The following is a 20,451-nucleotide window of genomic DNA, read 5'->3' as shown; positions in this document are numbered from 1 at the left end:
AAGATGGAGAACCCTGTGGAACACAGCTTGGCAGCCGACGGTCTCGCGGTCGGCTACGACCAGCGGGAGATCATCCACGACCTGTCGGTGCGGATCCCGACCGGGAAGATCACGGTCATCGTCGGCGCCAACGCCTGCGGCAAGTCGACGCTGCTGAAGACGCTGGCGCGGTTGCTGAAGCCGTCGCGTGGCTCGGTGTTGCTGGACGGGAAGAGCATCCAGCAGATCCCGACGCGCGAGGTGGCGACCAAGCTCGGCCTGTTGCCGCAGTCCCCGACGGCGCCGGAAGGGATCACGGTCGCGGACCTGGTCGGGCGCGGACGCTACCCGCGGACGCGGTGGATCCGGCAGTGGTCGCGTTCCGATGACGAAGCGGTGGCAGAAGCGATGACGTCGACCGACGTCCTGTCGATCGCGGACCGGCCGATCGACGAGCTGTCCGGCGGTCAGCGGCAGCGGGTGTGGATCGCGATGGCGCTGGCGCAGGAGACCGACATCCTGCTGCTGGACGAGCCGACGACGTTCCTCGACCTGACGCACCAGTTCGAGGTGCTCGATCTGCTGGTCGACCTGAACAAGTCGGAGGACCGGACGATCGTGCTGGTGCTGCACGACCTGAACCAGGCCTGCCGGTTCGGTGACCACCTGATCGCGATGAAGGACGGCGCGATCGTTGCCGAGGGCAACCCGTCGCAAGTGATCACCGAGGACGTGGTCCAGGACGTGTTCGGGCTGGCGGTCAAGGTTGTCCCGGATCCTGTCGCCGGCACGCCGATGGTCGTCCCGATCGGCCGGCACACGTCGGTGCAGGACACGCCGACCACGAACAGCCCCGCGGCCGCAGCTCTGGCCGCCAGCGCAGCCGCCAACGGGGTCTGCCGTCCTACAGATCGCTAGGGCCGAAGGAATTCGTCGGTCGGGGTGGTTATGGTGGCGAGCATGTTGTCAGCGCTCGGGTATCACCGGTCTGTCCTGGCGGTTGTCCGTCAGGTGGACGAGCGTGCCTGGGCGGCGTTGCACGGGGGTCCGGAGGGGTCGCTCGACGAGCTCCTGCTGCGGAATGCGTACCGCTTGGAGGCCGACGTCCATCCGGATGTCTTCCGGGCCGGGGAGCGGGCGGTTCGTGCGCTGGAGCTGGACGAGGGTGTCGATTTCTACCAGGTGAGTGGCGAGCCGAATGCGGCGTACCTCCACCAGGCCGGCAAGGCGGTGATCCTCTTCCAAGGGGCGTTGCTCGACCGGCTGGACGAGGACGAGTTGACGGCCGTCATCGGGCACGAGTTGGCGCATCGACTGTTGTGGCAGGCCGAGGACGGTGGGTATCTCGCTGTTGATCGGCTGCTTGACGCGGCGGCGGGCGACGCTCGGACGCCCTCGCAGTACCTCGAGACGCATCGGCGCTGGTCGCTGGCGACGGAGCTGTTCGCGGACCGGGGAGCGATGACGGCCTGCGGTGATCTGAGTACGGCGATCCGCGCGTTGCTGAAGCTGGAGACGGGTCTGAGTACGGCGGACCCCGCGGCGTACCTGCGGCAGGCGGAGTCGCTGGATCTCCGCTCCGGCAGTCGAGGGACGTCACACCCGGAGGCTGTCGGACGAGCGTGGGCGTTGAAGAACTGGCTCGACGGCGAGGACGTCGAGGTACTGGTGACCGGTCCGCTCGACGTGGACGCGCCGGACCTACTCGACGCGGTGCTGTTGCGTGAGCTGAGTCGGGACTTCGCCGCGGCGATTGCGCACACGGACGGGCTGCGGACCGATGCGATCGCCACGGCGGCCGCCGGCTTCGCGGATCCGCCTGGACCGCTCGGCGTGCCTGGCGGAGCGGTGCGCTTCGACGAGCCGTTGGCGGTGCGGCCGGTGGATGGAGCGCCACTGCCGCGACCACGCCCGTTGACCGCGGCCACGAAACGTTATCTGTGTTATCTGCTGCTCGATCTCGCCACGGCTGATTCCGAGGTCGGCGATGCCGGTCTGATCGCGTCGCTGGCTGTCGCGCGACGGTCCGGACTGCCTGGGTATGTCGATGTCGCGGACGACGAGCTCGGGTGGAGCGACAAAGAACGGGCACGCTTCGTGCAGGCCGCCGCGGAGGTGGTCGGATGAGCGCGGAGGATCTCGTCGCGCTGGCCGTCTCGCAGGGCGGTCTGGGCAACGACGCGTTGCTCGCGGCGGTGCTGCCGCTGTTCCACGAGACAGCGGCGGTGCACGAGCGTGGGTTGGTCGCGCCGTTGCGCGGTCTGGATCGGATTGCGGTCGACGAGCAGAACCGGCTGGGATTCGCGCCCGAGGATGCGGGCCGGCCGACTCTGGCCACCCAGGAGATCGATGCACGGCAGGGGAAACGTCCTTCTGCTGTTGAGGTTGTGGCGCATCGACAGGCCGACTTTGATCTGGGGGACAGCGGCGGCCAGGAGACCACCGTCGTACCCGAGCCGGTTCCGGACGCGATCGCGGCGCCGACGCTGGTGGCCGGGTGGCAGAGCTGGGAGCACGTGGTCGGGCACCACGATCAGCTCACCGACATCTTCAGTCTGGGACAGTTGCTGCTCGCGCTCGGCTGCGGTCTCGACCTGTCCAGGACGGCCGACGTCGCGACCCTGATCGATGCCCGCGGCAACTTGTATCGACTGGATCCGGACCTGCACCCGGTGATCGTCTCGGTCGCCGCGCAGATGGTCGAGTCCGATCGGCACCGGCGCGCGCAGGACCTCCATTCGCTGATCGAACAGCTGGAGAACTACCGCGACCAGCCGCTCGACTTCGACGTCGAGGCGATCGTCCAAGGTGCCGCGGACCGGCGTACGGCGGTGCTCGGTGCGCTCCGCGACCGGCTCTTCGACCTCTCCCGGCGGAACCGGCTGATCAACTTCCGCCCGACCGCCCAGACGCTGAACCTCACCGAGGTCTCGGTGCCGCTGATGCTCGACGTACGGACGATCCGCTCGGAGCAGCTGTTCACCTGGCGGGACGACATCGCGGAACACCTGCTGAAGAAGGCCCAGCCGCTGGGCAAGTGGATCCGGTACGACGAGGCGCCGTACGCCGCGAACACGCTGGACAAGCTGATCTCCACGGCGCGCCGGGATCGTGCGGACTACGGGCAGGACCAGCTGCGGCTGGTGCCGGCGTTCTTGCGCTGGCACGACCTGAAGAACGACCGGGACACGCGGCTCGCGTCGCCGTTGGTGCTGGCGAAGGTGGAGCTGACCAAGAAGCGCGGTGTGCGGGACTCGTACACGTTGCGGGTCACGGATCCGATCGCGGAGGTCAATCCGACGCTGCGGCGCAGTCTGCGGCAGCTGTACGGGATCTCGTTGCCGGAGACTGTCGACTTGTCGGCTCCTGGAGCGCTGCGGGAGTTGCACGAGCGGCTGGCGAAGGAGATCCAGGCGACCGAGCCCGGGCTGCAGCTGCATCTGCGCGAGAAGCCGCGGATCGACCTGGTGCGGCAGCGGGCGATGACGCGGCTGCGGACGTACAACCGGCGGCGGCATGGGAACGTGGCGACCGGGTTCGGCGGGAAGCAGTACCCGTATTCGTACCGGCGTACGGACTATCAGCCGCTCGGGGTGCAGATCTTCCGGACCCAGATCGCGCAACAGTCGCTGCCGCTCGGGATCGCGCTCGGTGCTGAGCCGCGGCGTCCGGGGGCGCTCGAGACCGACGTGTACTCGCTCGACACCGAGGGCGGACCGTACTCCTGGGACGTCGATCTCTGCGCGGTGTCGCTGGCGAACTTCAACTACCGGACGCTGGGGCTGGTTCGCGACTACGACGAACTGCTGACTACCGGGGAGTCCGCGGCGTCGTTCGACCAGCTGTTCTCGGACCGACCGCGACCCGTGGGAAGTGCGCTGCCGGAGCTGCCGCCTGCCGACCGGCATCTCGTCGTACCTGCTGATGGGTCACAGGTGGCGGCGATCGCACGGGCGCGGCGGGGCGAGAGCTTCGTGATCCAGGGACCGCCGGGGACGGGGAAGTCGCAGACGATCACCAACCTGATCGCGGACTTCGTTGCGCGCGGGAAACGCGTGCTGTTCGTCTGTCAGAAGCGGGCTGCGCTGGACGTCGTCCATGCGCGGTTGGCGAGTCGGCGGTTGGACGGCCTGTGTGCGCTGATCCACGATTCGCAGGGTGACAAGAAGGCGTTCATCCACGGTCTTCGGGAGACGTACGAGTCGTGGCTGTCGGCCGAGGACGATCTGGATGCGTTGACCGAGCGGCGTGCTGAGCTGGTCGCGCGCGTCGATCGCCTGCTGGCCACTGTGGATGCCTTCGAGAACCAGTTGGCGGCCGGCAGCCCGCGGCTCCGAGACCTCGTCAACCGCCTCGCCTCGCTGCACGATCACGCCTGGAGCCCGCCTGAGGGATCCGAGCTGCCTGCTGTGGACGAGTGGTTTGCGGCTGAGGCAGCTGTGCGGGAGGTGGCTCAGGCGCTGGCGGCGGCCGATCCGTCGACCGGTGGAGTGTTGGCGCGGAGCTCGCTCGCCTTCCTCGCCCGGTGGGACTCCGACGTGACAACCTCCGCCAGAGAGCTCCGCACCAAGTGGGATGCAGTGGCGGTCGCCCTGTCTACGTCGAGTGACGTGGCTGTCCGGGAGGTGCGCGGGCTGGCCCACCTCGGACGGTTGCTGGAGCCGTTGGCGGCGCTGGACCAGGTGGAGGCGATCGTTCCGCGGTCGGCGACCGCTCGCGAACTGTCGGCCGCCGGTGCGGAGCGGAAGAAGCTCGTCGCCGCCGAACGGGCCGCGTGGAAGGAGGCTGCGGGCTGGAAGGAGCCGCTCGCGCGGGCCGACGCACGATCCGCGCTGAAGGTTGCCCAGAGCAAGGAAGGCGGCGCGTTCTCGTTCCTCAGCGGCGACTGGCGCCGCGTGAAGAACATTGTCCGCAGCCGCTTCGACAGTACGACGCGCTCCGTGCAGCCGTCTGTCACCGAGATCCTCACCGACTTGGTTGCCGCCCAATCCGCCTCGGCCGCCGTCGCGGAACACACCGAACAGACCCGCCACCAGTGGGCGGCAGATGATCCACGCGAGCTGATCGACCAACTCGCCGCCGCCCGCAAGAGCATCCCGGACTGGCGTTTCGTCCTCGACGACGGCGCCCCGGCCGAGCTCGCGCGCTTGGCGGATGCCCTCGACGACGCTTCGGAACTCACCAGGGACCTGTTCGCCGATCACTGGGACACGTTGACGGTCGACGGTCTCCGCAAGCTCGCCGATCGGCTGGCGTCCGAGAGTCCCGTCGTACGTGCCGTCGGCCCCAAGCTTCGGGAGCTGACGCCTTCCGCGCTCACCGCTCTCCGTCGGTTGGATGCGACCCCGGACCAGCTCGAGTACGCCGTTTGTGCCGCGGAATGGGAGAGTGCCCGCTCGGCTGCCCCGTTGCAGCTGACCTCGGACCGCGTCGACGCGATCGTCGGCGAGCTGAGCATGGTGTACGACGACCTCACCGCGCTCAACGCGGAAGTCGTCGTCGCGCAGGTCCGGCGCCGGTTCCTCGCCGAGGTCGACCACTCCGAGCGCAGCGTCACCGGCATGTCGCCGGAGGACCGCGAACGCAAGAAGGCGTTCGCGACCGGGCGGCGCGAGCTGGAGCACGAGTTCGGCAAGGTGATGCGGTACCGGTCGATCCGCGACGTCGCGTCCGGTGCGCCTGGCGAGGTGGTGTCCGTACTGCGCCCGGTGTGGTTGATGAGCCCGTCCTCGGTGTCCGACACGTTGCCGTTGACCACTTCGTTCGACGTCGTGGTGTACGACGAGGCGAGCCAGATCCCTGTGGAGGAGGCGATCCCGGCGCTGCACCGTGCGCCGCAGGTGATCGTCGTCGGCGATCAGATGCAGTTGCCGCCGACGACGTACTTCCGGGTGCGGAGCGAAACCGATGATCTGCAGGCGGACGACGAGGGCGCCGAACAGGTCGGGATCGCGTTGACCGAGGACAGCTTCCTTTCGATCAGCGCGTTGCGGCTGGCATCGACGATGCTGACCTGGCACTACCGGAGTCGCTCTGAGGCGTTGATCTCGTTCAGCAACGCGGCGTTCTACCAGGGCAAGCTGGCCACGGTTCCTGACCGGTTGCCGCCGAACACCGCGCCGCCGTGGACGCTGCGGGCCGACTCACCGTTGTCCGAGGTGTGCGACAGCGTGCTGGCCGGGAGCATCACGGCGGTTCGGCTCGTCGACGGGGTGTACGTCCGGCGTACCAATCCCGCCGAGGCGCGGTGGATCGCTTCGCTGGTGCAGGAGTTGCTCGTGCGGGGGACCGGCAAGAGTCTCGGGATCGTCGCGTTCTCCGAGGCGCAGCAGGGCGAGATCGAGCGGGCGCTGGACGAGCTCGCGGAGCGCGATCCGGCGTTCGCCGCGCTGTACGAGGCGGAGCAGGTGCGGACGCACGGCGAGCAGGACGCCGGGTTGTTCGTGAAGAACCTGGAGAACGTGCAGGGCGACGAGCGCGACATCATCCTGATGAGCGTCTGCTACGCGGCCGGTCCCGACGGCCGGATGCTGATGAACTTCGGCCCGATCAACACGTCGGGCGGCGAGAAGCGGCTGAACGTGATCTTCAGCCGGGCGCGCGAACACATGGTCATCGTCAGCAGTATCGAGCCCGACGCGATCACCAACACCTACAACGACGGTGCGAACACGCTGCGACGGTTCCTCGGGTACGCCGCCGCCGTCTCCCGAGGAGATCAGGTCGCCGCGAAGTCCGCGCTCACGTCGTACAGCCTGAGGGCCACGCGGGCGGTCGGCACACGTCCGACGCCTGTCGTCGAACAACTCGCGGCCGCCCTGGAGGCGCGCGGGGTGGAGGTCGACCTCGCGGTCGGGGAGTCCGTGTTCCGCTGCGATCTCGCCTTGAAGCTTCCCGAAGACACCGGGTACCGCCTCGCGGTCCTCGTGGACACCCCCGAAAGAGTCGCTGCCGACACTCTCCTGGAACGGCTGACCACCCACCCCACCGCGCTGACCACCACCGGCTGGCGAGTCCACCACGTCCTGACCACGGACTGGACCCGCTCGCCGGACACCGTCGTCACCCACCTGATCGACGCCCTGCACCGTCCGGTCGACTAGCTACGGGTCGTCAGGACACCGTGGTTGCACCGTCGAGAAGGAGTTGCGCTGCGACCGTTGCACCGTCGAGCTTGATCGCACCAGCCACCGTTGCGGCCCGCGCCTGGACCTCCGGAGCCAAGGCTTCACCGAGTGCTCCGGACAAGGAGTCGACGGTCGGCGCGGAGCCCTCGTGTGCGGCGCCGATGCCCAGTGCGGCGACCCGGGAAGCCCAGTACGGCTGATCCGCGATCAGCGGTACGACGAGCTGTGGCACGCCGGCTCGCGCGGCCGTGGTCGTCGTACCCGCGCCGCCGTGGAGCACGACCGCCGCGACCCTCGGGAACAGCGCCTGCTGGTTGATCTCGCCGACAACGAAGCAGTCCTCGCCGTAGCCGGCGAGCTCGGCCCAGCCGCGGCTGAGCAGCATGCGGCGCCCGTGAGCGCGGCACGCCTCGATGGCCATCTGGGCGATGTCCTTCGGCGCATGTGCGGCCATACTGCCGAACCCGACGTACACCGGCGGCTCGCCGGCCTCGAGGAACGCCTGCAGCTCGTCCGGGAGCGGACGGTCGTCACGCAGGATCCACGCGCCGGTCTGTACGACGTCGAGATCCGTCATGCCCTTCGACGGGCACAAAGTCGGATCCGCCGCGAGCCAGGGGTGATCGGTGAACACGTAGTCGCGGACGTTCTCGACCGGCGGCAGTCCGATCGCGGCCCGCTGGCTGTTCAGCGCCGGCCCGTACAACTCGTTCACCCGCTGAGCATCCTGCTCCCACAGCACGCGCCGATCGGTCTCGCCGGCCGGCGACGGCATACCCGGTCGTGCCCCGGGCGAGAAATGCTGCGACGGAATCCCGCCCAGGTGAAAGCCCGCGAGCACGTAGCCGATGCCGAGCTTGTCGGCCACGTCCCGTGCACCAGCCGGCATCAGACCGGTCGCCACGATCGCGTCACATCCTGGCGCTACGGCAGAGAGCGTCTCGAACCGTGCGGCGACGAGCCGTGGGGCCAGCGCGAACGCAGGGTGACCCGATGCGGGTTTCGGCGCCGTCACCACTGACCGCACTGACGGGCCGAGCGGCACCATCGGTACGCCGGCGCGCTCCAGCAGGGCCTCGAAATCTTCCTCAGGTGGCGCGCAGACCGTTGCCTCGGCGCCAAGCTCCTGTAGTGCCACCGCAAGGCCCGCCAACGGTTCCACGTCTCCGCGCGATCCCCAGGTTGCCAACACAAAACGCACTGAACCTTCTCCGTTCCCCTAGAGTTTCACGTAACCGGTGCGCGACGTGCCCGGCTCACGATCAGGCCGGCGAGCAGCGCGCCGAGTGTGCCGAGGGCCAGGTCGCCCAGGGTGTCGGTGTAGGCGGTCTGCAGTTCGGGCGACGCGCGGACGAAGGTGACGTACTCACCGACCTCCCAGACGACAGCGGCGGTCGTTCCGAAACCGAGGGCGACGAACGTGGTGACGGCGCTCGAGAGGTCGCGGGGTGCGAAGGCCAGCAGTACGCCGGCGGTGAGGAAGCCCCACAGGATGAAGTGCATCGCGTCGTCCCACCAGCTGACGGTGTCGAACAGGTTGAGCCGGTTGCCGATCAGGTCGATCAACCAGGGCAGCGTCATCAGCAGATCCGCGGGCCAAGGGAACGTGCGGTGCAGCTTGCTCCGCGTTCGTCCGTACGCCCACCACCACAGCGGCAGGATCATCCCGCCGAGCGGGTACACGATCAGGCGGGCTGTCGACGCCTTCCCCTTGATCCCGCTGAGGTCCGGCCAGATCAGTGCCGACAGCAACAACCCGAGCAGCAGCACCTTCGCGAGCAGGGCGCCGTACCGTGTCAAACTCATACCACCAGTCAATCGGCCCGCCGCGTCTGGCGGATGAGTACAACTACCCCATCATTAAACGCCCAGCCAGCCGCGGCGAGAGGCTTCATGGCCCAGTTGGAAGCGGGTGACGACCTGCGCCCGGTCCATGAGCTGGCTGACCCGGCGCTGGACCGTGCGTAGCGACATACCGAGCTGGCCGCCGATGGCGTGGTCGGTGAGGCCTGCGAGCAGCAGGGTGAGGATGCGGGCGTCGACGTCGTCGAGGCGTTCGGCGGCGAGCTCGGTGGTGCCGTCGGCGGTGGGCAGCACCTCGTTGGCGGACGCCCAGACGAGGTCGAACAGATGCAGGAGCGCGTCCAGCAGTCCGGACGGATGCACGAGCAATGCGCCGCCGGCGGCGTTCGCCGCGGTGGGGGCCAAGGGCAACAGTGCGAGTGAGCGGTCGGCGACGATCAGCCGGAGCGGAAGGTCACCGGTCACCCGGATCAGCTCGCCGGCCTTGAGCGACTCGGCCACCAGGTCGACGAACCCGGGTTTGGCGAACGCCGCCCGCTCGACGACCACCCGATAGGTGACGCCGCGAGCCAGCGCCGCATCCTCGTCGACGTTCTCGTCCGCGGATACCACCGCGACCGAGGCCTTCACCAGCGCCAGTACTTCCTCCGACGCCCCACGCTGCATCTGGCCGAACCGTTGCGCGACGGCCTGTGTGCCGCGGACCACCTCGATCACGTCGGTGTCGGAGCGATCCGCCATCACGCCCCGGTACTGCTCCGCGAGCCGCCCGAGCTCGAGTTGCGCCCGCCGGATCTCCTCCTGGCGTTGCACGATCAGCGACCCGAGCGCGAGCGTCGGCGGGGACGCGACGAAATGGCCCGGCGTCGCGGTCGACCGCGCCACCAGGCCCTTCTCCTCGAGCCCGTCGAGGGCAGCGGCGACGTCGGCGACCTCGACCTCCATCGCGGCGGCCAAGGTCTCCAGCGACTCCGACGGCAGCGCGATCAGCCGCCGGTAGGCGCCTTCCTCGATCGCATCCAATCCCAGCACGTCGAGCATCGTGCGCTCCTTCGAGGGCCCTTCGGTGACGTACGGCGTGGCGGACAAATGTCATGCCGCAATCCCGCCATTGGGCAGTCTACGGCGGCATGGCATGTTCATGCCATCTGTTCCGCAGATCCCCCAGGAAGGGTCCGCCCATGTCCCGATCCGCCCGCGCCGTTGCCGGTGGGCTCGCCGTACTCGTGGCCCTCGCCGCGGTCACGACGACCCCATCGCAGGCCGACGGCGTCGCCGTACCTGATGCCGCGCCACCCACCCCATCGACCCACCGCGTCACGCTGCTCACTGGCGACGTGGTCACCCTGACCGAAACGGCTGGCGGGCCGCCGACGGCCGCCGTCGAACAGGCAGCCGGCAACGCCGGAGGCGTCCAGATCCAGCAGGTCGGCGACGACCTGCACGTCGTACCGGACGTCGCGCTGCCGTACCTCGCCGCGGGCCGTCTCGACCCCGAACTCTTCAACGTCACCTCCCTCGTCGACCAGGGGTACGACGATGCGTCGGTCAAGTCGATCCCGCTGATCGTGCAGTACCGCCCGGGCCTGCGTGCCGCCGCGGTGACCCCGCAGCACGCCGACCGTGGCGCCACGCTGGAGAGCATCGGCGGCCTCGGCCTGTCCGCGCACAAGGCGGAGGCCTCGCAGTTCTGGTCCGGAATCACCGCTAGCACTGCTAGGTCCGCGGTGCCTTCTTTGTCGTCAAACACAGGCCAGTTCGGCGCCGGGATTCAGAAGGTGTTCCTCGACGGAAAGGTCGAGGCCAGCCTGGCCGAGAGCGTTGCCCAGGTCGGCGCGCCGGACGCCTGGGCCCAGGGCCTCGACGGCACCGGTACGACGGTCGCCGTGCTCGACACCGGCATCGATCAGACCCATCCCGACGTGGCGGGGCAGATCGCCGAAACCAAGAGCTTCGTCCCGGGTGAGACGACTGAGGACGTCAACGGTCACGGCACCCACGTCGCCTCCACGGTCGCCGGTACCGGCGCCGCGTCGAACGGCGTCGAGAAGGGTGTCGCGCCGGCCGCGCAGCTCGCGATCGGCAAGGTGCTCAACGACAGCGGCTCCGGCGCCGAGTCCTGGATCATCGAAGGAATGGAGTGGGCCGCGCACCGCGCCAAGGTGGTCAGCATGAGCCTCGGCAGCACCGAGGCCAGCGACGGAACCGACCCGATGGCGCTCGCGGTCGACGAGCTGAGCGCCGAGACCGGTGCGCTGTTCGTGATTGCCGCAGGCAATTATGGCCGGGTCAGCGGGATCGGCTCGCCGGGTGCGGCAGCGTCCGCGCTCACGGTCGGCGCGGTGGACAAGGACGACGCGCGGGCGTACTTCCAGGACATGGGCCCGCGCCTCGGCGACGCGACGGTGAAGCCCGAGATCGTGGCGCCGGGCGTTGACGTTCTGGCGGCCCGCGCGGCGAAGTCCTCGGGCACCGGGTCCTACAAGTCGCTCAGCGGTACGTCGATGGCGACGCCGCACGTCGCCGGTGCCGCGGCGCTGCTCGTCCAGAAGCACCCCGACTGGACGGGCGAGCAGGTCAAGGCCGCACTGGTCAGCACCGCGAAGCCGCTCGCCGGTGAGACGGCGTACCAGGTCGGTGGCGGTCGGCTCGACGTACCGGCGGCCGCCTTCGGGAAGATCAACGCGACCGCGACCCGCGACTTCGGCCTCCACACCTGGCCGCACGGCGACGACTCCCCGGTCGAGCAGACCATCACCTACACGAACCTCGGCGACGCTCCGGCGACGCTCGACCTGTCGACGGACGTGACCAGCGACGGTACGACGCCCGCGCCGGCCGGACTGTTCACGCTCGGCTCGGCCCAGGTCACCGTGCCCGCGAACGGGACCGCCTCGGTCACCGTCAGTGCGACGCCGAACCTGGCCACGCCGGGCCTGACCTACTCGGGCACCGTGATCGCCGAGCAGGACGGCAAGCAGATCGCGCAAACCGCGGTCGGCTTGGTCATGGAGGGGGAGCGGTACGACCTCAACGTGCACGCGACCGGGCGTGACGGCAAGCCTGCGGGCGGGTTCCTGACGCTGTACAAGTACGGCGACCAGTTCGTCAGCACGCTTGAGATCGACCCCGCCACCGGGACCGTCTCCACGCAGCGCCTTGAGCCCGGCGTGTACGCGGCGTACTCCTGGCTGCCGGTCGACGGGCAGGACGGCGTCGCGCTGGTCGGCAACCCGCACCTCGTGATCGGCAAGAACACCGACCTCACGCTCGACGCGCAGAAGGCGAACCCGATCACGCTCAGCACGCCGCTGCCGGGTGAGGACGTCTATCGCCGCTCCGGCTGGTACCACGACTCCGGGATCGGTGGCGACTACGCGACCTTCCTCAGCCAGTACGTGCCGACGCCAGTGGTCACCAAGGTGTACGCCGCTCCGACCGGCGCGGTGGCCGGTGGCGTGTACGACTTCTCGTCCCGCTGGCGCCGTACGTCGCCGCTGGTGTCGATGAGCGTCGACTTCAAGCAGTTGCACCCGTTGCTGCAGCGCGGCTCGAAGCGCTGGGACGGCAAGGCGACGCTGACTGCGGCGTACGTCGGTGCTGGTGCGGCCGCGGACTATGTGGGCAAGGACGTTCGCGGGAAGGCCGTGTTCGTGACGGCGAGCGATGTGGTGACGCCGAGCGCGCGGGCGACTGCTGCTCGCGACGCCGGAGCTCGGTTGCTCGTCGTGGTGAACAACGGCGCGGGCAAGTACTACGACCTCGCCGGTGGGACCGATCTGCCCGTGTACTCGCTGACGGCCGCCGAGGGTGGACCGTTGGTTGCGCGGATCGGTGCCGGGGGCAACGTTCGGCTGCGGGTGATGGGTACCGAGGCGCCGCCGTACCTGTATGACCTGGTGAAGGCCTACACCGGTGCGCTTCCGGCGGACCTGCGGTACGCGCCGCGGTCCGGGGAGCTGGCCACGGTCGTCAACCGGTTCGTCGGGCCGACCGGTGAGCTCGCATTCGAGAGTCGCGCCGACTGCCGGATCGGGTTCTGGCCGCCGTGCCTGCAGGTGACCGAGCCGATCCACCTCGGGACCCAGCGGATCGACTACGTGTCCACGCAGGCGGGGACCGACTGGTACGAGCAGACGAACCACCCGCGGGGCTGGGAGCAGCGGGGCGATCGGCACACCTACAAGCCGCGGAGCCTGCAGACGAACTCGTGGTTCGCTCCGGCCGCCCGGCCGCGGGTCGGCTCCGGGTACTGGAACCCGCGCCGCAGCGGTGACTTCTTCGCGGTGAACGTGCCGACGACGAGCAGCGGCGACCAAGGTGTCACTGGGGCGATGGACGACGAGTCGACGGTGGAGACGCGGCTGTTCCAGAACGGGACGCTGGTCCGGAAGAGCTCGTTCCAGGCGGTGCAGACCGGCGTACCGGCGACAACCGGATGGGCGGACTACCGGTTCGAGATGGACACCGCGCGGCCGGAGGTGTGGAGCCTCGGGACGAAGACGACGAGCGCGTGGGACTTCCGGGCGCAGACGACCGAGTCGAGCGACTGGGTCTACCTGCCGCTGATCCAGCTCGACTACCACCTGGCGACGGACCTGAACGGCGCGTTCGCGGGTGGCAGTTGGCAGCGCGTCGGGCTCTCCGCGTTCCACCTCGCCGGCGTCGAGGGTGCGGGCAAGGTCAACGGCGCGACGCTGGAGGTCTCGTACGACGACGGCGCCAACTGGCAGGCCGCTCCGCTCTCGCGGACCGGTGCCGACTGGTCGGCGAACGTACGGCTGCCGAAGGGTGCGTCGTACATCTCGCTGCGGGCGACGGCAACCGACGACGCCGGGAACAAGGTCAGCCAGGAAGTGATTCGGGCGGCCGCGATCCGGTGACGAAATGAACCAGCCGGCGGTGATCAGGAGTTCCTGGTCACCGCCGGCTGCTGTGTCCGGCGTGGTGCGTAGGTCGTCAGCTGACGCTGATCAGGTCGACGACGAAGATCAGGGTCTCGCCGGGCTTGATCGCGCTGCCCGCGCCGCGGTCGCCGTACCCGAGGTGCGGCGGGATGACGAGCTTGCGCCGGCCGCCGACCTTCATGCCCTGGACGCCGGTGTCCCAGCCCTGGATGACCTGGCCCACGCCGAGCTGGAACGCCAGCGGGGCGCCGCGGTTGTACGACGCGTCGAACTCCTCGCCGGTGGAGTGGGCAACGCCCACGTAGTGCACGTTCACGCGCGAACCGGCCTTGGCCTCGTCGCCGTCGCCCACGGTGATGTCGGTGATCTCGAGATCCGCCGGCGGCGGCCCGTCCGGAAAGTCGATCTCTGGCTTCTCAGTCATGCCACCAGCTAACCAGACTGCCCTAGGCTCTCGGTCAGGAGGCCGACCAATGGGGGTGGGCCGGACCGGGAGGTGCTGTGATGCCGGAGCCTGTGACGCAGACGCTCGACGTACCGGGGGCGACGCTGACTTACGACGTTCGTGGTGACCTGGCGCAGCGGCCGGTGCTGCTGATGATCGGCTCGCCGATGGGTGCCAGTGGATTCCCGACCCTGGCCTCGCACTTCGAGGACCGCACCGTGGTGACGTACGACCCGCGGGGTGTCGAGCGCAGCGTGCGCAGCGGTGAGCTGGGTGAGCTGTCGCCGGACGAGCATGCTGCCGATCTCGCCGCGCTCATCGAGCACCTGGACGCCGGGCCCGTGGACATCTTCGCCAGCAGCGGCGGCGCAGTGAACGCGCTGGCCCTGACTGCTCGTCGCCCTGACCTGATTCACACACTGGTCGCGCACGAGCCGCCGCTCGCCGGGATCCTCCCGGACAGCGAAGCCGCACTGGCCGCGGTCGCGGACATGTACGACACGTACCAGCGCGACGGCATGGGGGCCGGGATGGCGAAGTTCATCACCCTGGTGTCGTTCGAGGGCGAGATTCCGGCCGACTACACCCAGCAGCCCGCACCGGATCCGGCGATGTTCGGCCTGCCTGTGGACGACGACGGGTCCCGTGACGACGCCCTACTCGGGCAGAACCTGCGCGGCTGTACGTCGTACCGGCCGGACTTCGATGCCTTGGGCAAGGCAGCGGACCGGATCGTCGTCGGGGTCGGCGAGGAGTCGGGCAACGCGCTCGCGGGTCGTGGCGGAAAGGCCGTCGCCGAGCGGCTCGGGCTGACGCCGGTCATGTTCCCGAGCGGGCACGGTGGCTTCCTCGGCAACGAGTACGGGCAGCCGGGCAAGCCGGTCGAGTTCGCCGCCAAGCTGCGCGAGGCGCTCGGCTAAAGTTGCACTCCGTGTTCAAGAAGCTCGCTTTGGTGATCGGCTTGACGGCGGCCGCGGTGCTGGTTCCCGGCACCGCGGACGCGTCGACGGAGAACTATGCGCAGTACTCGCTGATGTTCGAGAAGTCGGCCGGGCAGTACTTCGCCGGCGGCACGGCGGCCGGGCAGTGGGCGTGGACTCCGTTGAGTACGACGGAGTCCGACATCTCCTGGGGCGACCCGAAGGCCTGGCCGCCGAAGTCCGCGGAGCACTTCGTCCACGACGGCGACTGGGTCCTCCTCGACGGCTACAACGACGGCGCCGGCCGCCCGCTCACCCAGATCCAGCGCGTCACCACCGAAACCATCGGCGACGCGAACTGCACCAACCAGCAACCCGTCCCGCCCAACGGCGGCCGCCAGCACTACGTGAAGTGGACCATCCCGGCGGCCGGCTACTGCCTGGACGCCATCGGCACCATCAAGTCGCCCAACGGCTCGACCACGGTCCATTTCCGCCACCTCCAGAAGTGGCTCCCACCCCACCCCTGCAACAACCCGTACTACTCGAACCAAACCTGCATCACCCAGTACGAACAGTGGTGGGACGACAACCAGCACCCCTACGCCCTCCAACTGACCCGCACAGTCGAAATCGCCAAGGGCCTAGGCATGGCCTTCACCAACCGCACCACCGACCCCGTCACCTGGAACGCCGACGGTCGCTACTTCTGGCACTACTGAGGAGCCGAGGATGCTACGCCTGGCAGTGGCGCAGGAACGTCTGCGCCGCGTATGAAGCTGGTCCTTTGACGTCGCACTCCCTGCAGTTCCAGACCGGCAGGTTGGAAGAAGGGTCAGCCGTCGCGGCCCTGCCAGGTGGTCACGCAGACTTCGTTCCCCTCCAGGTCGGCAAGCACCCAGAAAGCGGGGGCACGCGTCGCGGACACAAGTCGGCCCCCAGCTGCCAGTGCGGCCTCGATGCGCCGTGGTGCTTCGTCGTGCGGAACACAGATGTCGAAGTGGATGCGATTGCGCTGCGGGCGCGGCTGGTCCATCTGCTGGAACCAGATGGCCGGGTCCTGCCCGAACGGGTCGATGAGCGGATCCTCGGGTCCCTCGGCACCTGCCTCACCGGTGTAACCCAGCACCGCCCTCCAGAACGGCCGAATCCCGGCAATGTCCAGTGCATCAATCGCGATCTCCAGAATCTGGACGGATCGCGGCGCCCCCGTTCCGATTTCGGGCTCCGCCAGTAATCCGGACCTGTCCGCGGTAGCAGAGATCCGAAGCGCGAGCTCGACATCCAGGGTGGTAACCGCTGCGTGCTCCAACGACTGCAGAGTGAACACGACCCGATCGGGGCGGGCATCGACCCGAAGGTGCGCGTCGGCGTCGTCGCCGCACACCGCGACAGCGTCCGCTGCGAAGCCGATTGCCTGAGCCAACGACCCGACCGGGACCGACGTTCGCAAGGTGCCCAGCAAGAAGCGCCACCCAGTGTCCTGGATCGCCGCCGACGCTTCCGGCCGACTCAATACCTGTTCCATGGCCACATCCTTTCAGCCCCCACTGACAGTCCCGCCTGCCGCTCGACCGCTTCGAGTTCTCTCGTGTGGGAGGTGGTTGGCATCGGGTGGGTGCCGGTGTAGTCGACGACGAACCGGAATCCGTGGGGGCTGGTCCAGTCGACGGCGCCGGTGGGCAGGCGTCGGCTGCGCCAGCCGCCGAAGGTCTTGGCGCGGTGGTGGAGTCTGCCTAGCGGTATGAGATTGTCGGCGGTCGTTTGTCCTGGTGGACCGGTGCGGTCGTACGGCGTGATGTGGTCTTGATCCATCCGGCTGGTGGCTTCGGCGCCGCTGTACGGGAACATGTCGGTCGGGTGCTGGAGTCTCACCCGTTCGCGGATCCGGTCCGGGATCTCGTAACTGTGCACACTGACCTGGTCCTGAAGATCGATCACGGGCTTCACGACGATCTGGTCATGACCGAGCAACTCGGTCAACTGGCCTGCGAGCAGCGGCCCGAGTTCCTCGACCCGCAGCACGCCGTTGCCGCTGGCAAGCGTCCGGTCGGTGAGGTGCACGTACAGGGTGTGCCGGTTCCGCCGCCCGCTCCCCGCGCCGAGCCCGTCGCTGTACGCCGCCCGCTTGATCGCCGCGAGCCGACCCGGCAACGTGCCCGCCATGGCCAGCCGCGTGAACGCATCCCCGTCGTGCCCGCCGTCATCCCCGCCGTCGTCCGCTCGGTCATCCCGACCGTCATTCATAGCGTCGTCCCAACCGTCGGACGCGCTGTCGTACGCACCGTTGTCGCCGCCGTGACCCCGGCCCTCTGCGCGGTCCTCAGCCCCATCGTCAGGGGTGACGTGCGTCCGTCGGGCGTGGGTCGGCTGGGAGTCGGTGGGCTGGGCGTCTGCTGGCGTGGGGTCTGCCGGCTGGGGGTGGGCCGGCTGGGTGCGGGCGAGGTGGCGGGCGACTTCGAGGAGTTGGTGGGCTGCTGCGGGGTCGGAGATCCAGCCGATCGCCTTCGCGCGCCGCTGGTCCAGGTCGTCGGTGTCGCCAGGGTCTTCAACGCGCGGGCCAGGTCGTCGATCGTGGCGTCGAAGCGGATCACGTCACCGGCCGCGGCGCGGACCCAGATCCGCTTCGTGCCATGGTCATCCGACGGAGCCACGAACACACCCCGGGTCCGGGCGGCCGCTTCCGCTTGGGCTTTCGCCGCTTCCGGGTCGGCCTCCCACACCGCCGCCTTCACGATCCTTTGCAGCGCACCCGGCGTGACGGTGTCGACGATCCCGACGACGTGCCGGTCGACGATCGCGGCCGCCTCCAGTGATAACGCCAGGCAGGCGTGCGCGATCTTGCGCGCCCGCCACGCGACAGCGTCGCCGGCCAGCACCGCGGCCCAGATCCTCGGCAGCCGATGCCGCAACGCCAACGCTTCCCCGATCAACGCCGCGGCCGCACCGCTCGACATGCGCATCACCGCGCCGAACTCGACCGGCGCGAACTCCGCCACCCCCGGACAACCGTCACCGCCATACACATGGATCTGTTCGTAGCCCGGCCGCGGCTCGCCCCACACCACCGCGTGCCGGTCGGCAAACACCAGCGCCGCCTCCAGAACCCGCACCGCGGCCCGGTCCTGGATCCGGCCGTACTCCGACGCCGCGGCCAACAGGTCCGCGGTGCCGAGCTCATCCAGGTCGCCTTCGAACATGCGTTCTATTCTAGATCACAAATCGGTCTCGCTCAAATCGATCAGCGGCCAGAACCCTTATCCACAAGGGGAAGTGCGCGAGGCGGTGGAACGGGTGTACTCGCCATACCTGCGACGTCTTGACCTCAAGTTTGCTTGATGTTTCACCATCAACCCATGAACACTTCAGACGTCTCGTCACGCGAGGCCGACATCGCAGCGATCGAGCAGGTGATCTCTGTGGTCGAACACGCCCAGAACAATGAGCTCCCCGACGAGTTCCTCGGTCTGTTCCGAACGGATGCGATCTGGACAACGGGCGGTGGCAAGCGTCTCTTCGGCCTCGAGGCGATCTCGACCTTCACGCATCAGGTGCTTCCCGGCGGGATGCAGGGCATGACGGTCAGGTTCGAGTTGGAGCACGTGCTCTTCATCCGCCCCGACGTCGCCGCGGTCAAAGTGCGCCAGGTGTACCAGACGCCCGATGGTCCGGACGTGGGCACGCCGCTGTGGGTCATGACGAAAGAAGACGGGCAGTGGCTTCTGACCGCCTGCCAGAACACCGGCGTTCTCGACGACGAGTTGGTTGCAGGCGCGGAAAGCAGGCCTGTCTTCAGTCAGCGCAAATGACGACAGCCGCCCGAAGAGCTTGTCCTCGGGCGGCTGCAGTACGTAAGCGCTACTTCTTGACTGTCTTGTTGTACTGGTCGATCTGGGGCTTGATGGAGTCGGCGGCTGCCTTCATGGCGGTGGCGGGGTCGGTGCCCAGGACCGCTTTCTCCAGGCCGTCTTCGGCGGCTTTGCGGGCCTGGGGCATGACGCCGAGGATGCAGCCGGAGGAGGCGTTGGTCGGCTTGGTGTTGTGGAGTTGGGTGATCGCGGTGGTGAACTGCGGGTACTGCGCCACCCACGCCTTGTCGGACGGCTCGTCCAGCGCCTTCTTGTTGATGGGGAAGTAGCCGGTGCCGGTGTGCCAGGCGGCTTGCTGGGCGGGGGAGGAGGCGAACTTCACGAACTCCCACGAGGCGCGCTTCTCGGCGTCGGAGTGGCCGGGACCATCGATCCACAGCGACGCGCCGCCGATGATCGGGCCGCCGCTGTCCGCGGACGTGAGGTGCGGGAACGGCGCGGTCATCACCGTGAACTTGCCCTTCGCGGCATCGATGTAGCCGCGCAGCGAACCGGTCGACTCCAGGTGCATCGCCGACGTACCGGACTTGAAGACGGCCTGCGCGTCGTCGGTCTTCTTGCCGGTGTTCGGCATCAGACCCTGCTTGACCATCTCCTGGTACCAGGTCGCGACCTTCACGCCCTGCTCGTCGGCGAAGTTCACCTTCGTCGCGAGGTCCTTGCGGCCGTTGTCGTTGTCGCAGTACGTCGTACCGGACTGGGCGATCAGCTGCTCGACGAACCAGCCGTAGATCGCCGCGTTGAAGCCGTACTGCACGGTCTTCCCGCCCTGCTTGACGGTCAGCTTCTTCGCCGCCGCCATGATCTCGTCGAGGTTCGTCGGCGGCTTCGCCGGGTCGAGGCCGGCCTTCACGAAGGCTTCCTTGTTGATGTACAGCAACGGCATCGACGTGTTGAACGGCATCGAGTTCAGCTGGGCGTCGATCGAGTAGTAGTTCGCGATGTTCGGCTCGATCGAGTCCAGCGTGTAGCCGTCCTTGTCGGCGAACTTCTGCACCGGCACGGTCTGCTTGGAGTCGATCATGAACCGCGAGCCGATGTCGTAGATCTGTACGACGGAGGGCGTGTTGCCCTGCTGCACCGAGGTCTTGTACTTGGTGATCGTGTCGTCGTAGTCACCCTGGTAGACCGCGGTGACCTCGATCTTGCCGGAGTTCGCGGCGTTGAACGCCTTCACCAGCTTGTCGACGGCCGCGCCGTTCGCGCCCTTCATGCCGTGCCAGAAGGTGACCTTTGTGACCCCGCTCGCCTTGTCGAGCGCGCTGGCGTCGGGCGCGTCCTGCCCGCCGCTCGCGGAGTCCTTGGAGTCCGAGGAGCCACCACAGCCGGCGGCGACCAGAGCCAGCACCGCCAGCAGCGACGCGGCACCTGCCGTACGTCGAACGGATCTCATGGAGAACC

The 20,451-nt window shown here is 68.5% G+C and carries 15 protein-coding genes; 7 read left to right on the top strand and 8 right to left on the bottom strand.

Annotated elements, in window-relative coordinates; translation table 11 throughout:
* Positions 1-3: 3 nt before the first annotated feature.
* From E0H45_RS08840 to E0H45_RS08830, 3 genes are read left to right on the top strand one after another with little or no spacing between them, the layout of a single operon-like run.
* Positions 4-897 (top strand): ABC transporter ATP-binding protein, encoded by an 894-nt coding sequence (locus tag E0H45_RS08840; protein WP_131335947.1) that lies wholly within the window; start codon positions 4-6, stop codon positions 895-897.
* A gap of 42 nt (positions 898-939) precedes the next feature.
* Positions 940-2,106: a M48 family metalloprotease gene (locus E0H45_RS08835; protein ID WP_165546388.1), complete on the top strand. Its 1,167-nt coding sequence runs from the start codon at positions 940-942 to the stop codon at positions 2,104-2,106.
* Positions 2,103-7,082 (top strand): AAA domain-containing protein, encoded by a 4,980-nt coding sequence (locus E0H45_RS08830; protein ID WP_131335943.1) that lies wholly within the window; start codon positions 2,103-2,105, stop codon positions 7,080-7,082. The genes E0H45_RS08835 and E0H45_RS08830 overlap by 4 nt, the downstream gene beginning before the upstream one ends.
* A gap of 10 nt (positions 7,083-7,092) precedes the next feature.
* Here the strand turns inward: E0H45_RS08830 and E0H45_RS43625 are convergent, their stop codons facing one another.
* From E0H45_RS43625 to E0H45_RS08815, 3 genes are all read right to left on the bottom strand, one after another.
* Positions 7,093-8,268: a glycosyltransferase gene (locus tag E0H45_RS43625; RefSeq protein WP_272948950.1), complete on the bottom strand. Its 1,176-nt coding sequence runs from the start codon at positions 8,266-8,268 to the stop codon at positions 7,093-7,095.
* Positions 8,269-8,333: 65 nt separating this feature from the next.
* On the bottom strand, positions 8,334-8,912 hold the full coding sequence (locus E0H45_RS08820; protein WP_131335939.1) for a DUF2238 domain-containing protein: 579 nt from the start codon (positions 8,910-8,912) through the stop codon (positions 8,334-8,336).
* Between the two features lie 54 nt (positions 8,913-8,966).
* On the bottom strand, positions 8,967-9,950 hold the full coding sequence (locus tag E0H45_RS08815) for a helix-turn-helix domain-containing protein (protein WP_131335937.1): 984 nt from the start codon (positions 9,948-9,950) through the stop codon (positions 8,967-8,969).
* 140 nt (positions 9,951-10,090) lie between these two features.
* On the opposite strand from E0H45_RS08815, the gene E0H45_RS08810 reads away from it, so the two are divergent.
* On the top strand, positions 10,091-13,792 hold the full coding sequence (locus E0H45_RS08810) for a S8 family serine peptidase (protein WP_131335935.1): 3,702 nt from the start codon (positions 10,091-10,093) through the stop codon (positions 13,790-13,792).
* A 76-nt stretch (positions 13,793-13,868) separates the two neighbouring features.
* On the opposite strand, the gene E0H45_RS08805 is transcribed toward E0H45_RS08810, so the two are convergent.
* The gene (locus tag E0H45_RS08805; protein ID WP_131335933.1) at positions 13,869-14,240 is read right to left on the bottom strand and encodes an FKBP-type peptidyl-prolyl cis-trans isomerase; all 372 of its coding nucleotides are present in this window, start codon (positions 14,238-14,240) and stop codon (positions 13,869-13,871) included.
* A gap of 80 nt (positions 14,241-14,320) precedes the next feature.
* Between E0H45_RS08805 and E0H45_RS08800 the strand changes: the two genes are divergently transcribed.
* Together E0H45_RS08800 and E0H45_RS08795 are read left to right on the top strand one after the other, a co-directional pair.
* Entirely contained in the window at positions 14,321-15,181 is an 861-nt protein-coding gene (locus E0H45_RS08800) for an alpha/beta fold hydrolase (protein ID WP_131335931.1), read from the top strand.
* Between the two features lie 11 nt (positions 15,182-15,192).
* Complete coding sequence (locus E0H45_RS08795; RefSeq protein WP_131335929.1) at positions 15,193-15,903, top strand: hypothetical protein; 711 nt, start codon at positions 15,193-15,195, stop codon at positions 15,901-15,903.
* 113 nt (positions 15,904-16,016) lie between these two features.
* On the opposite strand, the gene E0H45_RS08790 is transcribed toward E0H45_RS08795, so the two are convergent.
* Genes E0H45_RS08790 through E0H45_RS08780 form a run of 3 tightly spaced genes read right to left on the bottom strand, consistent with a single transcriptional unit; the run spans position 16,017 to position 18,381 of the window.
* A complete protein-coding gene (locus tag E0H45_RS08790) occupies positions 16,017-16,709 on the bottom strand; it encodes a VOC family protein (protein WP_131337703.1) in 693 nt (230 codons plus the stop codon).
* The gene (locus E0H45_RS08785) at positions 16,694-17,428 is read right to left on the bottom strand and encodes an HNH endonuclease signature motif containing protein (RefSeq protein ID WP_131335927.1); all 735 of its coding nucleotides are present in this window, start codon (positions 17,426-17,428) and stop codon (positions 16,694-16,696) included. The genes E0H45_RS08790 and E0H45_RS08785 overlap by 16 nt, the downstream gene beginning before the upstream one ends.
* Entirely contained in the window at positions 17,425-18,381 is a 957-nt protein-coding gene (locus E0H45_RS08780) for a DUF222 domain-containing protein (RefSeq protein WP_131335925.1), read from the bottom strand. The genes E0H45_RS08785 and E0H45_RS08780 overlap by 4 nt, the downstream gene beginning before the upstream one ends.
* Positions 18,382-18,537: 156 nt before the next feature.
* Here E0H45_RS08780 and E0H45_RS08775 point away from each other — a divergent pair, with 156 nt between their 5' ends.
* Positions 18,538-18,990, top strand: a complete 453-nt coding sequence (locus E0H45_RS08775; RefSeq protein ID WP_131335923.1) for an SgcJ/EcaC family oxidoreductase — start codon at positions 18,538-18,540, stop codon at positions 18,988-18,990.
* A gap of 49 nt (positions 18,991-19,039) precedes the next feature.
* Here the strand turns inward: E0H45_RS08775 and E0H45_RS08770 are convergent, their stop codons facing one another.
* A complete protein-coding gene (locus E0H45_RS08770) occupies positions 19,040-20,443 on the bottom strand; it encodes an ABC transporter substrate-binding protein (protein ID WP_131335921.1) in 1,404 nt (467 codons plus the stop codon).
* Positions 20,444-20,451: the final 8 nt, after the last annotated feature.

The sequence above is a fragment of the Kribbella soli genome, assembly GCF_004331345.1.
Taxonomy (GTDB): Bacteria; Actinomycetota; Actinomycetes; order Propionibacteriales; family Kribbellaceae; genus Kribbella; species Kribbella soli.
This window is presented reverse-complemented; position numbering and strand designations above follow the sequence as displayed.

What these genes read in the sequence shown, in the direction of transcription:
- E0H45_RS08840 (WP_131335947.1), top strand. Translation starts at nt 4, where the DNA reads ATGGAGAACCCTGTGGAACACAGCTTGGCAGCCGACGGTCTCGCGGTC.
- E0H45_RS08835 (WP_165546388.1), top strand. Translation starts at nt 940, where the DNA reads ATGTTGTCAGCGCTCGGGTATCACCGGTCTGTCCTGGCGGTTGTCCGT.
- E0H45_RS08830 (WP_131335943.1), top strand. Translation starts at nt 2,103, where the DNA reads ATGAGCGCGGAGGATCTCGTCGCGCTGGCCGTCTCGCAGGGCGGTCTG.
- E0H45_RS08820 (WP_131335939.1), bottom strand. Translation starts at nt 8,912, where the DNA reads ATGAGTTTGACACGGTACGGCGCCCTGCTCGCGAAGGTGCTGCTGCTC.
- E0H45_RS08815 (WP_131335937.1), bottom strand. Translation starts at nt 9,950, where the DNA reads ATGCTCGACGTGCTGGGATTGGATGCGATCGAGGAAGGCGCCTACCGG.
- E0H45_RS08810 (WP_131335935.1), top strand. Translation starts at nt 10,091, where the DNA reads ATGTCCCGATCCGCCCGCGCCGTTGCCGGTGGGCTCGCCGTACTCGTG.
- E0H45_RS08805 (WP_131335933.1), bottom strand. Translation starts at nt 14,240, where the DNA reads ATGACTGAGAAGCCAGAGATCGACTTTCCGGACGGGCCGCCGCCGGCG.
- E0H45_RS08800 (WP_131335931.1), top strand. Translation starts at nt 14,321, where the DNA reads ATGCCGGAGCCTGTGACGCAGACGCTCGACGTACCGGGGGCGACGCTG.
- E0H45_RS08790 (WP_131337703.1), bottom strand. Translation starts at nt 16,709, where the DNA reads ATGGAACAGGTATTGAGTCGGCCGGAAGCGTCGGCGGCGATCCAGGAC.
- E0H45_RS08785 (WP_131335927.1), bottom strand. Translation starts at nt 17,428, where the DNA reads ATGAATGACGGTCGGGATGACCGAGCGGACGACGGCGGGGATGACGGC.
- E0H45_RS08780 (WP_131335925.1), bottom strand. Translation starts at nt 18,381, where the DNA reads ATGTTCGAAGGCGACCTGGATGAGCTCGGCACCGCGGACCTGTTGGCC.
- E0H45_RS08775 (WP_131335923.1), top strand. Translation starts at nt 18,538, where the DNA reads ATGAACACTTCAGACGTCTCGTCACGCGAGGCCGACATCGCAGCGATC.
- E0H45_RS08770 (WP_131335921.1), bottom strand. Translation starts at nt 20,443, where the DNA reads ATGAGATCCGTTCGACGTACGGCAGGTGCCGCGTCGCTGCTGGCGGTG.